Source organism: Streptomyces piniterrae, assembly GCF_005048155.1.
Taxonomy (GTDB): Bacteria; Actinomycetota; Actinomycetes; order Streptomycetales; family Streptomycetaceae; genus Streptomyces; species Streptomyces piniterrae.
Genome location: NZ_SUMB01000002.1, coordinates 34160 through 49083 on the forward strand (window position 1 = coordinate 34160; position 14924 = coordinate 49083).

Here is a 14924-nt window from a genome sequence, read left to right on the forward strand (position 1 = left end):
GGGCGTCTTCAGAAACCAGTTCCACCGCGGTGGAGGGCGATGCCGTGCGCGCTTCACAGCTCGGTGGGGAGGGTGAGGGTGGCGACGGCGCCACCGTCGGGGGCGTTGGAGAAGTGCAGGGTGGCGCCGAGAAGGTGGGTCTGGCCGGCTGCGATGGTCAGGCCCAGGCCGTGTCCGGTCCGCTTGCCGCCGCTGGTGCCGGACTGGGTTCTGAATCGTTGGGGGCCCTGGTCCAGAAGGTAGGTGGGGTACCCGTCGCCGTGGTCCCGTACGGTGATCACCGGGCCGTCGACGGTCACGACCACCGGCGGACTGCCGTGCTTGTGGGCGTTGGCGACGAGGTTGCCCAGCACGCGCTCAAGCCTGCGCCGGTCGGTCTCCACGCTTGCGTCCCGTACGACGCGGACCTCGGTCGTCGTCCCGGTGGCCCGCACCGCGCGTTCGGCCAGCGGCCCCAGCTGCTGGACGTCCAGATCGGCCTGTTCGACCTGCGCGTCGAGCCGGGAGATCTCCAGCAGGTCCTCGGTCAGCCGGCGCATGGTCTGCACGCGGTCGCGCACCATGTCGGTGGGCCGTCCTGGCGGCAGGAGCTCGGCCGCGGCGTGGAGTCCGGCGAGCGGGGTGCGCAGCTCGTGGGAGACGTCGGCGGTGAAGCGCTGTTCGCTGTGGAGCTTGCCTTGCAGGGTGGCGGCCATCGCGTCGAGGGCGGCCGCCACGGCGGCGGGCTCGTCCTGGGCGTGGCCGGGGCGCTCGGCGCGCGGGTCGTGCACGCGGGCGTCGAGATCCCCGGTGCTGATACGGCGGGCCACCTGGGCGGTGCGGTGCAGGCGACGGGTGACACGGGAGACGGCGATCAGCCCGACGACAAGGGTGGCGCCGATCGCGGCGGCCGAGGAGCCGATGATGGCCCGGTCCAGCCCGCGGAGGCCGGCGGCCCGGCCGCTGTAGTCCAGGCGTACGGCCAGCACTCTGCCCCCGTCCACGGGGGCGGTGGCCCACATCGTCGGGCGGCCGTCGTGGTCGGCGAGCGCGGTACCGCGCTCCTGGCGCCGCACGGCCATCGCGCGGAGCGGGGCGGGGAGGTCCGGCGGATCCACCGCGGCGTCGGGGCCGAGAGGTTCCCCGGCGACGTACGAGGTCACCACCCTGTCCAGTTCGTCCAGGGCCATGTTCCGGGCCCGGTCCGCGCTCTGCCTGCCGACCAGGGCGTGCACGAGGATGCCGAGCAGCGCCGCGAGCAGGCAGCACATGACGGTGATGAAGACGGCGGACTTCCCGTAGAGCGTCCTTGTCCAGGCGGGCAGCCGCAGCGGCGCCCGCAGCCGTCGGGTGTTCCGCAGGCCGCTCACCGCGTACGCTCCGGCTTCGGGGAACGCGTACGCTCCACCTGCGGTGAGCGCGTACGCTCCGGCTTCGGGGCGGCGGAGGGCGATGTCCGCCGGTCGAACTCCGTCGTCCGGACCACCATGATCTTGTACCTCGCGTCCCACGAGTGCACCGTGCGGATCTCGTACCCGGGTGAGTCGGTGGGCTCCCGCATGATCAGGTCACCGTTCGCCACCTCGACCGCCGTCGGCGTCCCGGCGGTGTCCAGGATCCGGTTCACCACACCGTCTCTGAGCATGTAGACCCACACGGCCAGGATGTGTTCCTCGCCCTCGACGCCGACGATCAGCTCTTCCTTCCCATCGCCCGTCAGATCGTGGTACTCGGGGGCGTGTACGGGGCAGGACCCCGGATCGGCGTCGCACCGGGCGATCTTGTTCTCGGTCTTCTCGTCGAAGGCCGGCGCGTCGTGGCGGGCGTCCTCGGCGTTCTGCGCGCGGACGACGTCGAGCGCGGACAGCTTGCGGACATCCCCGGACGGCACCCGCGGCAGCGCCGGGAGGGGCGTCGGCCCCGCATCGCCGCCCGGGTCCGGTGAGGGTGGCGGCGCGGGCGAGCGTTTGGGCCACAGCCGTGCCGGAGCGGAGGCGACAGGAGTGTGACCAGCGCTCTTGGGGGCTCCGGGCGCTGTGCACCCGCCCAGCAGGGCCGCCGTGCCCACCGCTACGACTGCCAGGGCCGTCGTCCGCGCTGGACCGGAGGCGGGCAGGGAACGGAGGAGCGGCACGGATATTCCAGACGGCGGGAGGGGGCTGCGGGAGCGGCGGGGCGGCGGAACATACAGGACCGATCATGGTCGCTGCCCCGCGTTGCGGCAATCCGGGGGGTGTGTGTCAGTGGCTCATCCGCTTGCCGGGGCCGGGGCCGGGGCCGGGGCTGGGGCCGGGGCCGGGGCTGGGGGGCCGGGGAAGTGGCGGGTTGCGGGGGCGGAGCGAGGGGCGAGTCGTGTTCGGCCGAGTCGTGTTCGGGGAGCGCAGGTACATCCGTGGCAGGGCTCATGTGCATCCGTGTCGGGGCGCACGGGCACCTGTGTCGGGGTGCACGCGCGTCCGTGTCGGGGTGCACGCGCGCGTCCGTGGCAAGCGCCCGTCCGGGAGACGCACCCTCGCCGGACGGGCGTCGGCGCTCGTCCCCACCAATGTTCTCCGTCCTCGCCCCCGCCGAGGTTCTCCGTCCTCGTCCCTGCCGAGTTCCTCAGCCCTCGTCCCGCCCGAGTTCCTCAGTCGTAGAAGAACAGCTCCAGATCCTCAATGGACCCTGGCCCGGTCAGAAAGCCCTCGGCCTTGGCGATCTCGCCTTCAGGCGGCACCACGCCCGCCGGGAGCTGCTTCATCCACACCTCGCCCTGCTCGCCGACCGCGTAGATGCCCGACAGCAACTCGGCCATGCCCGCCGGGTGCGGGGGGCGGTGTCCGACGACGGGCTGGAGTTCCCATCCGCCTGCACGCGCGGCCAACCTCAACACCCCGGCCCAGTTGGCGATCCGCCCGATCCGCACATGCCACGAGTCGTCGGTGAACGGGGCCATCCGTCCGCCATGCAGGGCGTTGGTAGCGGCTCGGATGTCCTTCATCACCTGCCGTTCCACGGCATCACGGACCCAGCGCCCTTCCTGAGACTCCTCGATGGCGGCGGACCACCACTCCCACGCGGCGTTGAGCCGGTCTGCGAAAGCGTCCATCCCGACAGGTTTTCATGCACGGCGCCATCGGCCGTCAGAGGGAGGTCGATCGAGCGCCCTGACCAGCCGACCAAGAGAGATGCGCGCTGCCAGAGCCGCACTCATTCGACCATTGGATGCCGGCCGCGCGAAGGCCCCGCTCGCGTGGATGCGAGGGGGGCCTTCGGGCGGATGAGGGACGACCGGCGGGCGGGCTCGGCGCCGGCCTACTCGGTGCTGATGACCACCGTGCGCATGACCTTGTCCGCGAAGGTCTGGCCCTTCGCGTCCCATGCCGGCCACAGGTAGCCGATGCTGCATGCCGCACTGTCCAGCCCGTGGCAGATCCGGCGCAGCAGGGCCATACCGAAGCCGAGCGGCTGGCCGTTGACCTCGCGGACGAGTCGGATCTTCATGGCCTTCTTGCCCGGTGACGCGCCCTTGCCCTCCTTGACGAGGATGACGATGTTGGCGGCGATGGCCCATACGACGGCGATCACCAGCAGGGCGATGATGATGGGGACTCTTTCCTTCTCCCTGGCCGCCTGGCACGCAGAGTCGCCCAGGCAGCCCCTCAACGAGCTCTCCAGGATGACCGCGGTGATGACCGCAATGAGCGGCACCAGACCGGCGACCAGGAAGTCGATCAGGAAGGCACCGAAACGGCTGCCCCAACTCGCGTACACCCCGGGCCCGATGGGCATTGCGGGCTGCGGAGGCTGGCCGTAGCCCGGCGCGGTCTGTTGGGGGTAACCGTACGGAGCCGGCTGCTGCTGCGGAGGGGCCGGCTGCTGTGGAGCCCCGTAATACTGTGCCTGCGGCGATTGTTGGCCATGGGGGGTGTTCGGGTTGCCGAAGCTCATTCTGTGGGTTTCCTCCGATGTGTCAGCTGGACGACGCGGCTTGACTCGGAGGTAAAACAGGTTTTCCCTGGCCCGCCCCCCCGACGATGCCTGCGGTACTCCCGGCAATCCTTCTAGGTGTGTCTTGGCTCTGTCCAGTCAAGACACACCTGGAAGGCGCAGTACGGCGTGCAGATACTCAGACCACCTTGCGGCTACTCAGACCACCTTGCGGATCCCTTCTCCCGCTTCTTCGTCAGGACGGTGAGGTGATGGGGGCCGCGACGAAGCGGGCGAGCTCCTCGGCGGCGCCGCGAGGCAGGTCGGCGACCGCTGTCTCCGGCAGTGCCGTGATCACGGTGCGCAGGCGCGCGCGGAGGTCCGGTAGCAGGGCCCAGGCGGAGGCCGGGGTATCGACGGTGGCCAGCAGCAGGTCTCCTTCGTAGAAGTAGGCGTCCAACAGTGGCTCCTCGAGCAGTAGGGCCACTGCGAGGGGAAGGACGTACGGCAGGGCCACCTGCTGCGAGATGAGTGTGCGCAGATCCGCCGGACCGAGTTCGCTCAGCGGAACGCGCCGCAACCCATGTACCTTGCGGACCAGTTGGGTCGCGTCGGCGGCACGTGTCGGCCAGCGCGGCGGGTCCAGGTCGTCGAGCGTGCGGTCGAGATGCGGTGGCGGTGTCATCAACCCACCATGGAGAAGAGGTCGTTGACGGCCTGGATCACCGCGTCCGCGCGTTCCTCGTGTAGCCATCCATGCCCTGCGTCGTCGAGTATCCGCTGCTCGCCGCGAGAGGACTCCGCGGCCACCTCGGCGTGCAGGGCACGCTTGCCCTCGTTGATCTCGCGCAGCAGCTCCGCGGGCCACAGATGGGCCTGGGTGGCATCGTGTCCCATGGCCGTCAGCACGATCAGCGGCACGTCAGGGGTGGCCGGGGCGGACCGGAACTCGGCGGCGACTTTGTCGTAGAGGTTCTGGTTCTCGCGCGAGGCGGCCCGCCAGGTGGCGAGATGACGCTCCACCAGGGGCTCGCGCACCGGCTCCGGCCAGGCGGCGAAGTGCTGGACCAACTGGGCGCGGGACTGCTCCATCTGCTCCGGCGTGGGCTCGGCCAACTCCTGCTTCCCCATCTGATCCAGCATCTCGTCCAGCCTCTCCCGCGCCTGCCGGGGAACGCGGGCGGCCATGTCCTCGTGGAAGGGGTCGAGCAGGAGCAGGCCGGCCACCTCGTCGGGGAAACGCCTTGCGTAGTGGCGCGCGTAGGCCCCGCCCAGGGAGTGGCCGATCAACAGGTAAGGGCCGGGAACACCAGCCGTGTGAAGCAGTTCGCGCAGTTCGTCGGTGACTTCGGCTGCGGTGCGGGGCAGCTCGACGGAGTAGCTCCAGCCATTGCCTCCACGGTCGTAAAGGACGCTCGTGGTCAGCTCCGCGACGCGGTTGTGGATGTTGAGGTAGTCCAGGCTCATCAATCCAACTCCTGCCAGAAACACGACGGTCGGGCCTTCGGCACCGGAGTGGTTCGGCCCTTCGGCACCGGAGTGGTGCAGCATCAGGCGGCGACCGCCGCCGATGTCGTGCAGACGTCCCAGGGGAGGTGGCGTGTGAGTCATGGCTGCTCCTATGCGGTGCCGGTGAGTGTGACGGGTCTGTGCCCACTCTATTCTCAAGTTTGAGAAAGGTATCACTCGTGAGATCGTACGCCTGTGGAACTCATGAGATCGTGCACCTATGGATAAGGTCGACCTGCTCCTGCATCCCGTGCGGCTGCGCATTGTGCACGCCATGTCCGGTGGCCGGACGCTGACCACCTCGCAGTTGAGCTCGCTGCTGCCCGACGTGTCGAAGGCCACCGTCTACCGGCATGTCGGACTTCTGGCCGACGGTGGCCTGCTGGAGATCGAAGGCGAGCAACGGGTGCGCGGCGCCGTGGAGCGCCGCTACCGGTTGTCGCGTGAGCGGGCGATGATCGACGCCGACACCGCCGCCGCTGTTTCGAATGAGGACCACCGGCGGGTGTTCGCCGTGGCGATGGCAACTCTGCTGGCCGAGTTCAATGCCTACCTCGACCGGCCTGGTGCCGCCCCGGCTGCCGACTTGGTGGGCTACCGCCAGCACGCGATGTGGCTCAGCCGGGACGAACTGAGCTCGCTGATCGACGAAATGCGCGACGTGCTGGTGCGCCGGATCGCCAACGACCCCTCTCCCGAGCGCACCCGCTACCTGATCAGCCCCATTCTGTTCCCCGCCGAGGAACCGGCCGCAGTCGGCGGCGAGAACTAGGGTCCGAGAACCAGGGTCTGAGAAATAGGGCCCGAGAATTAGGGTCTGAGAAATAGGGGCTGCTTCTTCGGTCGTGGCGAGCGGAGCCAGGCGCAGGTCATCGGCGCGACGCTCCGGGAGTGCTGACGGAGACGGGAGTGCCACCGCCGGCTGCCGTGGTGGATCGCATGCCGTCATGGCCGTCGATAGGGGCTCCTGGCCTCGTCCTTCCGATGGGCGGGGTGTGCATGCGGTATCAGCCAGGCGGGAGAAGTTCCCCGCTCGTTCATTTGGTGCGCGCGTGATCGTTTCTGCGCGAAACCTACTCACCGGTCGGCCAGGAAGAGTTCGCCTACGGGAGCCTGATCGGCCAGTCACGGCGGCCGTAGGTTCTCCCCGGTGACCAGTCGGCAAGGCGCTCAACTCCTCATTTTTCGCTCTCCCTTGACGAAGGAGTAGATGTGGAACGTCGTACCTTCCTGCGCGGAGCCGTCATCGGCACCTCGGCCGCCGCCTTCGGCGGCACCCTCATGCACGGTGCCGCCTACGCGGCCCCTGCCCAGAACGGCCCCGGCCCGTACGGCGCGCTGGGCGCCGCCGACGCCAACGGCATCCAGCTCCCCAGCGGCTTCACCAGCCGGGTCATTGCCCGCTCCGGCCAGGTCGTCTCCGGCACCTCCTACACCTGGCACAACGCCCCCGACGGCGGTGCCTGCTTCGCCGACGGCAGCGGCTGGATCTACGTGTCCAACTCGGAGGTCAACCCCGGCGGCAAGGTCAGCGCCGTCAAGCTCAACTCCGCGGGCACCGTCACCGCCGCCTACCAGATCCTGTCCAACACCCGGCAGAACTGTGCGGGTGGCGCCACCCCATGGAACACCTGGCTCTCCTGCGAAGAGGTCTCCCTCGGCTCCGTCTACGAGACCGACCCGTGGGGTGTGGACGCCGCCATACGGCGCGACGCCCTGGGCAAGTTCAAGCACGAGGCGGCCGCCGCCGACCCCGGGCGCCAGGTGATCTACCTGACCGAGGACGAAACCGACGGCTGCTTCTACCGGTTCATTCCGACGACCTGGGGAAATCTGTCCTCCGGCACCCTCCAGGCGCTGGTGGCCGGCACCGGCACCTCCGGCTCCTTCAGCTGGGCGACCGTGCCCGACCCGGACGGCTCGCCCACCACGACCCGTAACCAGGTCTCGGGCGCGAAGCGGTTCAACGGCGGTGAGGGCTGCCACTACGCCAGCGACACCGTCTGGTTCACCACCAAGGGCGACAACCGCGTCTGGCAGCTCAACCTGACGAACAGCACCTACGAGCTGGCCTACGACGACAACCTGGTCAACCCCGGCCCCGCCCCGCTCACCGGTGTCGACAACGTCACCGGGTCCTCCTCCGGAGACCTGTTCATCGCCGAGGACGGCGGCAACATGGAGATCTGCATCATCACCCCGGACGACATCGTCGCGCCGTTCTTGCGCATCACCGGTCAGTCCAGCTCCGAGATCACCGGACCGGCCTTCTCACCCAACGGATCGCGCCTGTACTTCTCCAGCCAGCGCGGCACGTCCGGCAGCTCCACGGGCGGTATCACCTACGAGGTCACCGGCCCCTTCCGCAGCTAGACGTGAGCAACAGCAACAGCTAGCCGCGGGCAACAGCTCGCCGTGAACAACCCGAAGGCCGCCTGACCAGGCAGAAAGCCGCCTCCGGCCCGGCTCATGCGCCGGGGCCGGAGGCGGAGTCCTCACCCCACCCGTGCCTCAAGCCCTGTGCCCCGTGCCCATGCCCCGCGCCCAAGGAGGATCTGTGTTCCGTCCCCGCGCCCTGTCCCGCCGCCACTGGTTCGGCCCGGCCGCTGCGACGCTGGCCGCCTTCGCCCTGTCGACGACGACACTGACCACCCCGGCCTACGCCACCCCGCCCAACATCCCCGGCAAGACAACCGCCCAGTCCGAACTCAACGCGCTGACGGTGGCCACCGAAGGCAGCATGACCGGCTACTCACGCGACCTGTTCCCGCACTGGATCACCATCTCCGGCACCTGCAACACACGGGAAGAAGTACTCAAACGCGATGGGACGAACGTAGTGGTCGGCAGCGACTGCTACCCCGACTCCGGCAGCTGGTACAGCCCGTATGACGGCATCACCGAACACGCGGCATCCGACATCGACATCGACCACGTGGTGCCCCTCGCCGAAGCCTGGCGCTCCGGCGCCAGCTCGTGGACGACCAGCAAGCGCGAGGACTTCGCCAACGACCTCACTTACCCCCAACTGATCGCGGTCACCGACAACGTCAACCAGTCCAAGAGCGACCAGGACCCGACCACTTGGACGCCACCGCTGTCCTCCTACCACTGCACCTACTCCAAGATGTGGATACGGTCCAAGTACCACTGGGGCCTGACCCTCCAGTCCGGCGAGAAGACAGCGCTGCAGAGCATGCTCAACACCTGCTCGTCATGACCGAACCGCCGGGGGTGGTGGCCGACCGGCCCGGGGAATTCCCCGTAACCCTGGGACCATCGCCGGCGGAAGTCAGGGACTGTCGGGTCGGGCCAGCCCCGTCTGGTACGCGATGACCACGAGCTGGGCCCGGTCCCGGGCGCCCAGCTTGGTCATCGCGCGGTTGGCATGGGTCTTGGCGGTGACCGGCGTGACGAAGAGGCGTTCGGCGATCTCGTCGTTGGACAGGCCGGCTGCGACCAGGGTGACCACCTCGCGCTCCCGCGGAGTGAGGGGGGCAACCGGTTGTGGTGGTGCGGCCCGGCAGGGCGGTTCGGGCTGGGCCAGGAACCGGGCGATCAGGGCTTTGGTCGCTGTGGGTGAGAGCAGGGAGTCGCCGGCGGCGACCACACGGATGGCTTCGAGGAGTTCGTCGGGGTTGATGCCCTTGCCGAGAAAGCCGCTGGCCCCCGCGCGTAGCGCCTCCGCGACGTACTCCTCGTTCTCGAAGGTGGTCAGCACCAGGACCTTCACACCCGCGAGATCCTCGTCCTCGCTGATCAGCCTGGTCGCGGCGAGGCCGTCGAGGTCGGGCATCCGGATGTCCATCAGCACCAGGTCGGCACGGTGGCTACGGGCCAGTGCGATGGCTTCGCGTCCCGTCGCGGCCTCCGCGACGACCTCCATGTCGGGCACGGAGTCGATGAGCATCCGGAAGGTGCCGCGCAGCAGCGCCTGGTCGTCGGCGAGCAGCACACGAATGGTCATGGTCAGCCCTTTCGGCCGGCGCGCAGCGGCAGTTCGGCGTCGATGCGGAAGCCCCCACCGGGGCGCGGTCCGGCGGCGAGGGTGCCGCCGGCGGCCTTGGCCCGCTCCCGCATCCCGATCACGCCGTGGCCGTTGTGGATGACGGTGGCATGGGTTGGTCCGTCGATGCTTACGTTTGCGGCGGTGCTGCGGCCGTCGTCCTCGACGGCTATCCGCAGGACATCGGTACGGAAGTCCAGGCGGACCCGAGCCGACGCCGGCCCGGCATGCTTGCGCGTATTGGTCAGCGCCTCCTGGATGATCCGAAAGGCCGTCAGATCGCTGATCGGTGACAGCTCGCGCGGATTCCCGGTGCGTGCCAGCGTGACGTCGAGACCGGAGTGCCGGAAGGAGTCCAGCAGACCGTCGAGACCGGCCAGTCCGGGCTCGGGTTCGCGGGGCGCAACCGGGTCTTCGCCATGCCGGAGCAGTCCTACGGTGGCACGTAGATCGTCCAGCGCCGCCCGGCTGGTGTCCCGAATGCGTTCGAGTGCCTGGTAGGCGTGCTCGGGGTCGGTGCGCATGAGGTGATGGGCGACGCCCGCCTGGGCGTTGACCAGGGTGATGTGGTGGGCCACGACATCGTGCAGCTCCCGGGCGATCCGGATGCGTTCCGCGGTGACCCGGCGGCAGGCTTCGTCCTCCTTGGTGCGCTCGGCCCGTTCGGCTCGCTCCACGGCGGCGGCGAGCACTTCGCGGCGGCTGCGGACGGCGTCGCCCACGGCCACCGCCAGCAGCGTCCAGGCGATCAGAGCGATGGCCTGCGGGAGCTTCTCCACGTCAGGGCGGAGAACCAACGACGCGGTGATGAAGGCGACGGCTGCGCACACGCCGACGCGCCAGGCACGACGTCGGTCGGTGCGGATCGCCAACGTACAGAGCGCGACGGCCGTGGCGGCGGGCATCGGCCGGGGGAGTGGGAACAGGGCGAACTGGACCAGGTGGAGGGCCGCCGTCATGACGACAGCGGTCAGCGGCAGGCGGCTGCGGGCGATCAGCGGCACACAGGAGATGGCGAGGGCGATGACGGACCACGGGACCGGAGTGTGCTCGGCATAGGCGAAGACGACGGCCAGTGGGGTGGCCAGCACGAAGCAGGTCACCGCAACGACCAGATCGCCGAGGGGCTGCCGGGCCGCCCGCTGCCACTCCATGAGCCGGTTGACCATCTGCACTCCCACACCGTACGCAGCCGCGGTCATGGGTGGCTCCCTGATGTGACCCAAGACGGGCACTACTCCGCCACCACCTCGATCGCCAGCGCGGGGCAGCGGGCGGCGGCCTCCTCGACCTGGGACTGTGACTCCTGCGGGGGAAGGGCGTCGAGCAGTACGACGACGCCGTCCTCGTCCCGCTGGTCGAAGACGTCGGCGGCGGCCAGCACGCACTGGCCCGCCCCCACGCACCTGTCCTGATCAATGACGATCTTCATCGAGCTTCTCCGAGTGAGGTCTAGGCGATGGGTGAGTGAAGTGATATGTGGACCTACCAGGTCACCGGCAGCTCGCGGACGCCGTAGACGAGCATGTTGTCGCGCATCGGCACCTGCTCCACCGGCACTGCCAGCCGCAGTGTCGGGAACCGGTCCAGCAGCGCGGACAGGGCGGCCTTCATCTCCACCCGGGCCAACTGCTGCCCGAGGCACTGGTGGATACCGTGGCCGAAGGCCAGATGCGGGCCGTACGGCCGGTGGACGTCCAACTGCTCCGGGTCGCCGGTGAAGTGTGCCGCATCCCGGTTCCCGGCGGTGAGGGAGGCGACCACGGTGCTGCCTGCCTTGATCTTGTGGCCGTTCAGGTCGACGTCCTCCAGCGCGGTGCGACGCAGGCCGAACTGAACGATCGTCAGGTAGCGCAGCAGTTGCTCCACCGCGCCGCCCATCAGTGCCGGATCGGCGCGCAGCGCCGCCAGCTGATCCGGGTTGCGCAGCAGGCACATGGTGCCCAGAGCGATCATGTTCGCGGTCGTCTCATGCCCGGCGAGCAGCAACAACGCGCCCACACCGGCCAGTTCGTCGTCGGTCAGCTCGCCGGTCCGCACCAGGTCGCTGAGGATGTCGTCGGTGGGGTTGGCACGCTTGGCGATCGCCAGTCGACGGATGTACCCGTGCAGCGCTTGCTGTGCTGCCTGGGCCTCCTCGAAACTCGCGTCGAGCCGGAGGAGTGTGGCCGAGTTCCACTGGAACTCCTCACGGTCGGCGTACGGCACACCGAGCAGTTCACAGATCACCAGCGAGGGAACGGGCAGGGCGAAGGCCTGGACGAGGTCGACCGGGCCCTCGGCTTCGGCCATCGCGTCCAGCTGCTCGGTGACGATCTGCTCCACCGCGGGGGTCAACTGCTTCATACGGCGCACGGTGAACTGTCCGGTGAGCAGCCGCCGGAAGCGGGTGTGCTCCGGCGGGTCCATGACGATGAACGACCCGGGAGGGGGCGGCGGTGCCGGTGCGTCGTCCGCCGTGGGGTCGCCGGTCCGCGCGAAACGGCGCTTCGCGCTGAACCGCGGGTCGGTGAGGATCTTCCGCACGTCTTCGTACCGGGTGACCAGCCAGCCGGCCGTACCTTCCGGAAGGGTCACCGGTGTGATCGGCTCCTGCTCGCGCAGCGTCCGGTACTCCTCCGGCGGGTCGAAGGGGCAGGTCCGCACCATGGGCTGCGTCCTGGTGGGTTGTGTCCCGGTGGGTTGTGTCGCTGTGGGCTGCGTCCCGGTGGGTTGGGTCGATGTCACGGGAGGATCCTTTCCAGGCTTGGGGATGTCTCGGTGCTCATGCGGTCGTTCACGCAGTCGTTCGTGAGGTCGTTCAGGTGGTCTTCGATGTGGCCGTTGGTGCGGTGGTTGTCGGTGCCGCAGTGGTGCTCAGCGACGGCACGCCGGTAGACGCGCCAGCCGAGCAGCACATCGAGTGCGAGGACGAGCGGCGCGATGCTGTCGACGAAGCCCAGCCCGACGGCCTGGCCGGACAGGAACAGCGGCAGTTGGATCGCCAGCATCACCAGGCTCCCGGTGAGGATGACCAGGGTGCCCTTGGCGTACGCCCGGCGCCGCACCCTGCACCGGCGCCAACCGGTGCCCTCCTTCGTGATCAGCCCGATCACCACGCCCATCAGCGGTCGGCCGAGCAACAGCATCACGGCGTTCGCCGTGGCCGTCACGCAGTGGACCATCAAGGTCGGCAGGAAGAAGTTGGTGGCGTCCCCGGTCTGTGCGGCCAGAAGACTCTGGACACACACAAGGCCGAGAACCGCGAGTGCGCGCCACACCGGTTCCCTGCGCACGATCCGGTAGACGCTGACCCCGGCCCCGGCCGCGAAGGCCAGCACCAGCGCGACGGCAAGGTGGTGGGTAAGGCCGAAGCTCACGGTGAATCCGAAGACGGGCGCGACATCGACTACCGCCGCACGCAGTCGGTCGCGTGCGGCGGCCCGTACAGTGTCCGCACCGTCTTCCACATGATGTGCTTCGGGGGCCACGGCTGCTTCGGGGTCCACGGCTGCTCCAGGCTGCTCGACAGGCAGTGCGCGTTTCGCCGCCTGCGGCACTGTCCCGCTCGCGACAACGTCCACCGTGCCGTCCCGCCCCCGAGGCTGTCGTCGCCCGTCCGCAGACTCTTGGCCTGCCGCAAACGCAGTACGAGGCCGGCAGCGCGTACCACGAACGCAGACGACGACCGCAGACGACGAGCGCGGACATCGAACGCTCACCACCGGCCTCCGCTGACACACTGATGGGCATGGCGCTCTTGGACGGACACCCGGCAGACCCCGACGCACTGCGTACGCTCGCGCTCACCAACTACGGTCACTTCACCTCGATGCGCGTCGACGACCAGCACGTTCGCGGTCTGACCCGGCATCTGGAACGACTCGTGAGCGACTGCCGCACGGTTTTCGGCGCCGATCTCGACCCCGACCAGGTACGCCGTTACGTACGCGAGGCCGTTGGCGACAAGCCCGGGGCATTCGTCGTACGGGTCACCATCCTCGATCCCGGCCTGGACATCGGGAATCCAGCCGCCGCCAACGACCCCCATGTGCTGGTGACCCACCGTCCAGCGGGAGCGTTGCCCCTGCCTCCGCTGCGTGTGAAGACCATCCGCTACCAGCGGGATGTGGCGCAGGTGAAGCACACCGGCCTGTTCGGTGTCCTTCACCACCGGCGTGCCGCGCAGCTGGCCGGCTTCGACGACGCCCTGTTCGTCGACCCCGACGGACGTGTATCCGAAGGCGGCACCTGGAACGTCGGCTTCATCGACGCGAACGGCCATGTGGTGTGGCCCGAGGCCGACGTACTGCCCGGCGTCACCATGGCCCTGCTTCAGGACCTCCATGCCCACACCGTCGCACCGGTCGCGATCGACGAACTCCCGTACATGCAGGCCGCGTTCGCCACCAACACCACCATCGGCGTGCGGGCGATCAGCGCCGTCGACGACAACGAGCTGACCGCCGAACACCCCGTAATCGTCGAGTTGCGCGAATCCTTCCTCACCCTGCGCGGCGAGCAGCTCTAGATCTGGGGCGCGTGACTGTGCGTGCAGCGCGTTACTGTGCGTGCGGGGCACGACTATGCGTGCGGTGCGAGACAGCGGCCTCCCGGCCCGTCGGGCGTCCCTTGGGGTGCTCTGACCAGGCAAAAGTCGCCGAATGGCGGAACACCCATCCCGCTCCTAGCCTGAAACGCGGGGGATCACGGTAGCTCGAACGCGGTAAGGAGATGAACCATGTCGGAAACTCTGAGGCTGTTCAGCGACCCCGGAATGTCGGGCAAGGAAAACGACGTGCAAGCCACTACGGGCGACCACAAACTCCAGCCCGGATTCACAGCGCGGAGCGCGAGCAACGACAGTCACTTTTTCGCCGAGCTCTACAGCGACCGTGACCCCAGCGCCCCTGTGGCAGAGATCCCGCCGCACGACACCAGTCCGATGCTCGACGATGTCCCCATCGACTCGGTGAGGTTCATCGGCTAGTACCGCAAAGCGAGCTTGAGGTGACGAGCGGACAGTCGGCTCGTCACCTCAGGCACGGTGAGTAGCCGGAGACGACCTGATCCGGGCGCCCTGGCCCGGGGCGGTGGCCTACCCGCCCGGTGATTTCGCGGCTCTGCCGCTGTGGCACACGTTTGACCAGGTCAGGGCGTCGACGGCCGTGCCGTTTGACATGGCGCGGACGCAAGAGTAAGGCTTGACTTATAAGACTCTGGGCAGCTGCCCGAGCATCACACGGCGGGCAGATGTCCTTACATCCTGTGTACGGGATCAAAGGGCCGGTGCACCTTCCCCGCGGCGTCCGCGTTCGACGCTGACTCGTCGGCGGGTGGTGCATACATTGCCGATTCCGCAAGAAGCGCTGATACAACGTCGGGGTTTTTGGTGATGCGCTATCAGGTCGTGTTCGTGGCTTCCTGGGCTACCAAATGTCCTGCGGTGATGATGGTTTGCGCTTCGAACCACAACCCGGAGCCCCACCGCGTGGGGTGCGGCTGATGGGTGCCCGAACGGCGGTGAACCCCGGTCGACAAG

General features: G+C 68.7%; 16 protein-coding genes. 5 read left to right on the top strand and 11 right to left on the bottom strand.

Annotated elements, in window-relative coordinates; genetic code table 11:
* Positions 1-53: 53 nt before the first annotated feature.
* The 6 genes from FCH28_RS04510 to FCH28_RS04540 form a co-directional block, all read right to left on the bottom strand.
* Complete coding sequence (locus FCH28_RS04510; RefSeq protein ID WP_425471877.1) at positions 54-1349, bottom strand: sensor histidine kinase; 1296 nt, start codon at positions 1347-1349, stop codon at positions 54-56.
* The gene (locus tag FCH28_RS04515; RefSeq protein WP_246102390.1) at positions 1346-1870 is read right to left on the bottom strand and encodes a hypothetical protein; all 525 of its coding nucleotides are present in this window, start codon (positions 1868-1870) and stop codon (positions 1346-1348) included. Before FCH28_RS04515 ends, FCH28_RS04510 begins: the two co-directional genes overlap by 4 nt.
* A gap of 735 nt (positions 1871-2605) precedes the next feature.
* On the bottom strand, positions 2606-3067 hold the full coding sequence (locus tag FCH28_RS04525; protein WP_136738413.1) for a hypothetical protein: 462 nt from the start codon (positions 3065-3067) through the stop codon (positions 2606-2608).
* A gap of 206 nt (positions 3068-3273) precedes the next feature.
* Positions 3274-3750, bottom strand: coding sequence for an RDD family protein (locus FCH28_RS04530; protein ID WP_342781573.1), 477 nt, complete (start codon positions 3748-3750; stop codon positions 3274-3276).
* Between the two features lie 394 nt (positions 3751-4144).
* On the bottom strand, positions 4145-4573 hold the full coding sequence (locus tag FCH28_RS04535; RefSeq protein WP_136738416.1) for a contact-dependent growth inhibition system immunity protein: 429 nt from the start codon (positions 4571-4573) through the stop codon (positions 4145-4147).
* On the bottom strand, positions 4573-5499 hold the full coding sequence (locus FCH28_RS04540) for an alpha/beta fold hydrolase (RefSeq protein ID WP_136738418.1): 927 nt from the start codon (positions 5497-5499) through the stop codon (positions 4573-4575). Before FCH28_RS04540 ends, FCH28_RS04535 begins: the two co-directional genes overlap by 1 nt.
* A 118-nt stretch (positions 5500-5617) precedes the next feature.
* Between FCH28_RS04540 and FCH28_RS04545 the strand changes: the two genes are divergently transcribed.
* The 3 genes from FCH28_RS04545 (at position 5618) to FCH28_RS04555 (ending at position 8617) form a co-directional block, all read left to right on the top strand.
* Positions 5618-6169, top strand: a complete 552-nt coding sequence (locus FCH28_RS04545) for a helix-turn-helix domain-containing protein (RefSeq protein WP_136738420.1) — start codon at positions 5618-5620, stop codon at positions 6167-6169.
* Positions 6170-6609: 440 nt separating this feature from the next.
* Positions 6610-7770 (top strand): alkaline phosphatase PhoX, encoded by a 1161-nt coding sequence (locus tag FCH28_RS04550; RefSeq protein ID WP_136738421.1) that lies wholly within the window; start codon positions 6610-6612, stop codon positions 7768-7770.
* A 160-nt stretch (positions 7771-7930) separates the two neighbouring features.
* Entirely contained in the window at positions 7931-8617 is a 687-nt protein-coding gene (locus FCH28_RS04555) for an HNH endonuclease family protein (RefSeq protein ID WP_136739080.1), read from the top strand.
* A 72-nt stretch (positions 8618-8689) separates the two neighbouring features.
* Here the strand turns inward: FCH28_RS04555 and FCH28_RS04560 are convergent, their stop codons facing one another.
* From FCH28_RS04560 to FCH28_RS04580, 5 genes are all read right to left on the bottom strand, one after another.
* Positions 8690-9364, bottom strand: a complete 675-nt coding sequence (locus FCH28_RS04560; protein WP_136738423.1) for a response regulator — start codon at positions 9362-9364, stop codon at positions 8690-8692.
* Positions 9365-9366: 2 nt separating this feature from the next.
* Complete coding sequence (locus FCH28_RS04565; protein WP_246102392.1) at positions 9367-10605, bottom strand: sensor histidine kinase; 1239 nt, start codon at positions 10603-10605, stop codon at positions 9367-9369.
* A gap of 32 nt (positions 10606-10637) precedes the next feature.
* Complete coding sequence (locus FCH28_RS04570; RefSeq protein WP_136738424.1) at positions 10638-10835, bottom strand: ferredoxin; 198 nt, start codon at positions 10833-10835, stop codon at positions 10638-10640.
* Between the two features lie 53 nt (positions 10836-10888).
* Complete coding sequence (locus FCH28_RS04575; protein WP_136738425.1) at positions 10889-12052, bottom strand: cytochrome P450; 1164 nt, start codon at positions 12050-12052, stop codon at positions 10889-10891.
* A gap of 74 nt (positions 12053-12126) precedes the next feature.
* On the bottom strand, positions 12127-12891 hold the full coding sequence (locus tag FCH28_RS04580; protein ID WP_246102394.1) for a DUF3159 domain-containing protein: 765 nt from the start codon (positions 12889-12891) through the stop codon (positions 12127-12129).
* A gap of 242 nt (positions 12892-13133) precedes the next feature.
* Here FCH28_RS04580 and FCH28_RS04585 point away from each other — a divergent pair, with 242 nt between their 5' ends.
* Both FCH28_RS04585 and FCH28_RS04590 read left to right on the top strand, forming a co-directional pair.
* Positions 13134-13913: an aminotransferase class IV family protein gene (locus tag FCH28_RS04585; protein WP_136738426.1), complete on the top strand. Its 780-nt coding sequence runs from the start codon at positions 13134-13136 to the stop codon at positions 13911-13913.
* 210 nt (positions 13914-14123) lie between these two features.
* Positions 14124-14372, top strand: a complete 249-nt coding sequence (locus tag FCH28_RS04590) for a hypothetical protein (protein ID WP_136738427.1) — start codon at positions 14124-14126, stop codon at positions 14370-14372.
* Positions 14373-14924: the final 552 nt, after the last annotated feature.

Bases quoted from the DNA above. Each gene is read 5' to 3' on its own strand.
- FCH28_RS04525 (WP_136738413.1), bottom strand. From the start codon at position 3,067: ATGGACGCTTTCGCAGACCGGCTCAACGCCGCGTGGGAGTGGTGGTCC.
- FCH28_RS04530 (WP_342781573.1), bottom strand. From the start codon at position 3,750: ATGCCCATCGGGCCCGGGGTGTACGCGAGTTGGGGCAGCCGTTTCGGT.
- FCH28_RS04535 (WP_136738416.1), bottom strand. From the start codon at position 4,573: ATGACACCGCCACCGCATCTCGACCGCACGCTCGACGACCTGGACCCG.
- FCH28_RS04540 (WP_136738418.1), bottom strand. From the start codon at position 5,499: ATGACTCACACGCCACCTCCCCTGGGACGTCTGCACGACATCGGCGGC.
- FCH28_RS04545 (WP_136738420.1), top strand. From the start codon at position 5,618: ATGGATAAGGTCGACCTGCTCCTGCATCCCGTGCGGCTGCGCATTGTG.
- FCH28_RS04555 (WP_136739080.1), top strand. From the start codon at position 7,931: ATGCCCCGCGCCCAAGGAGGATCTGTGTTCCGTCCCCGCGCCCTGTCC.
- FCH28_RS04560 (WP_136738423.1), bottom strand. From the start codon at position 9,364: ATGACCATTCGTGTGCTGCTCGCCGACGACCAGGCGCTGCTGCGCGGC.
- FCH28_RS04565 (WP_246102392.1), bottom strand. From the start codon at position 10,605: ATGACCGCGGCTGCGTACGGTGTGGGAGTGCAGATGGTCAACCGGCTC.
- FCH28_RS04570 (WP_136738424.1), bottom strand. From the start codon at position 10,835: ATGAAGATCGTCATTGATCAGGACAGGTGCGTGGGGGCGGGCCAGTGC.
- FCH28_RS04575 (WP_136738425.1), bottom strand. From the start codon at position 12,052: ATGGTGCGGACCTGCCCCTTCGACCCGCCGGAGGAGTACCGGACGCTG.
- FCH28_RS04585 (WP_136738426.1), top strand. From the start codon at position 13,134: ATGGCGCTCTTGGACGGACACCCGGCAGACCCCGACGCACTGCGTACG.
- FCH28_RS04590 (WP_136738427.1), top strand. From the start codon at position 14,124: ATGTCGGAAACTCTGAGGCTGTTCAGCGACCCCGGAATGTCGGGCAAG.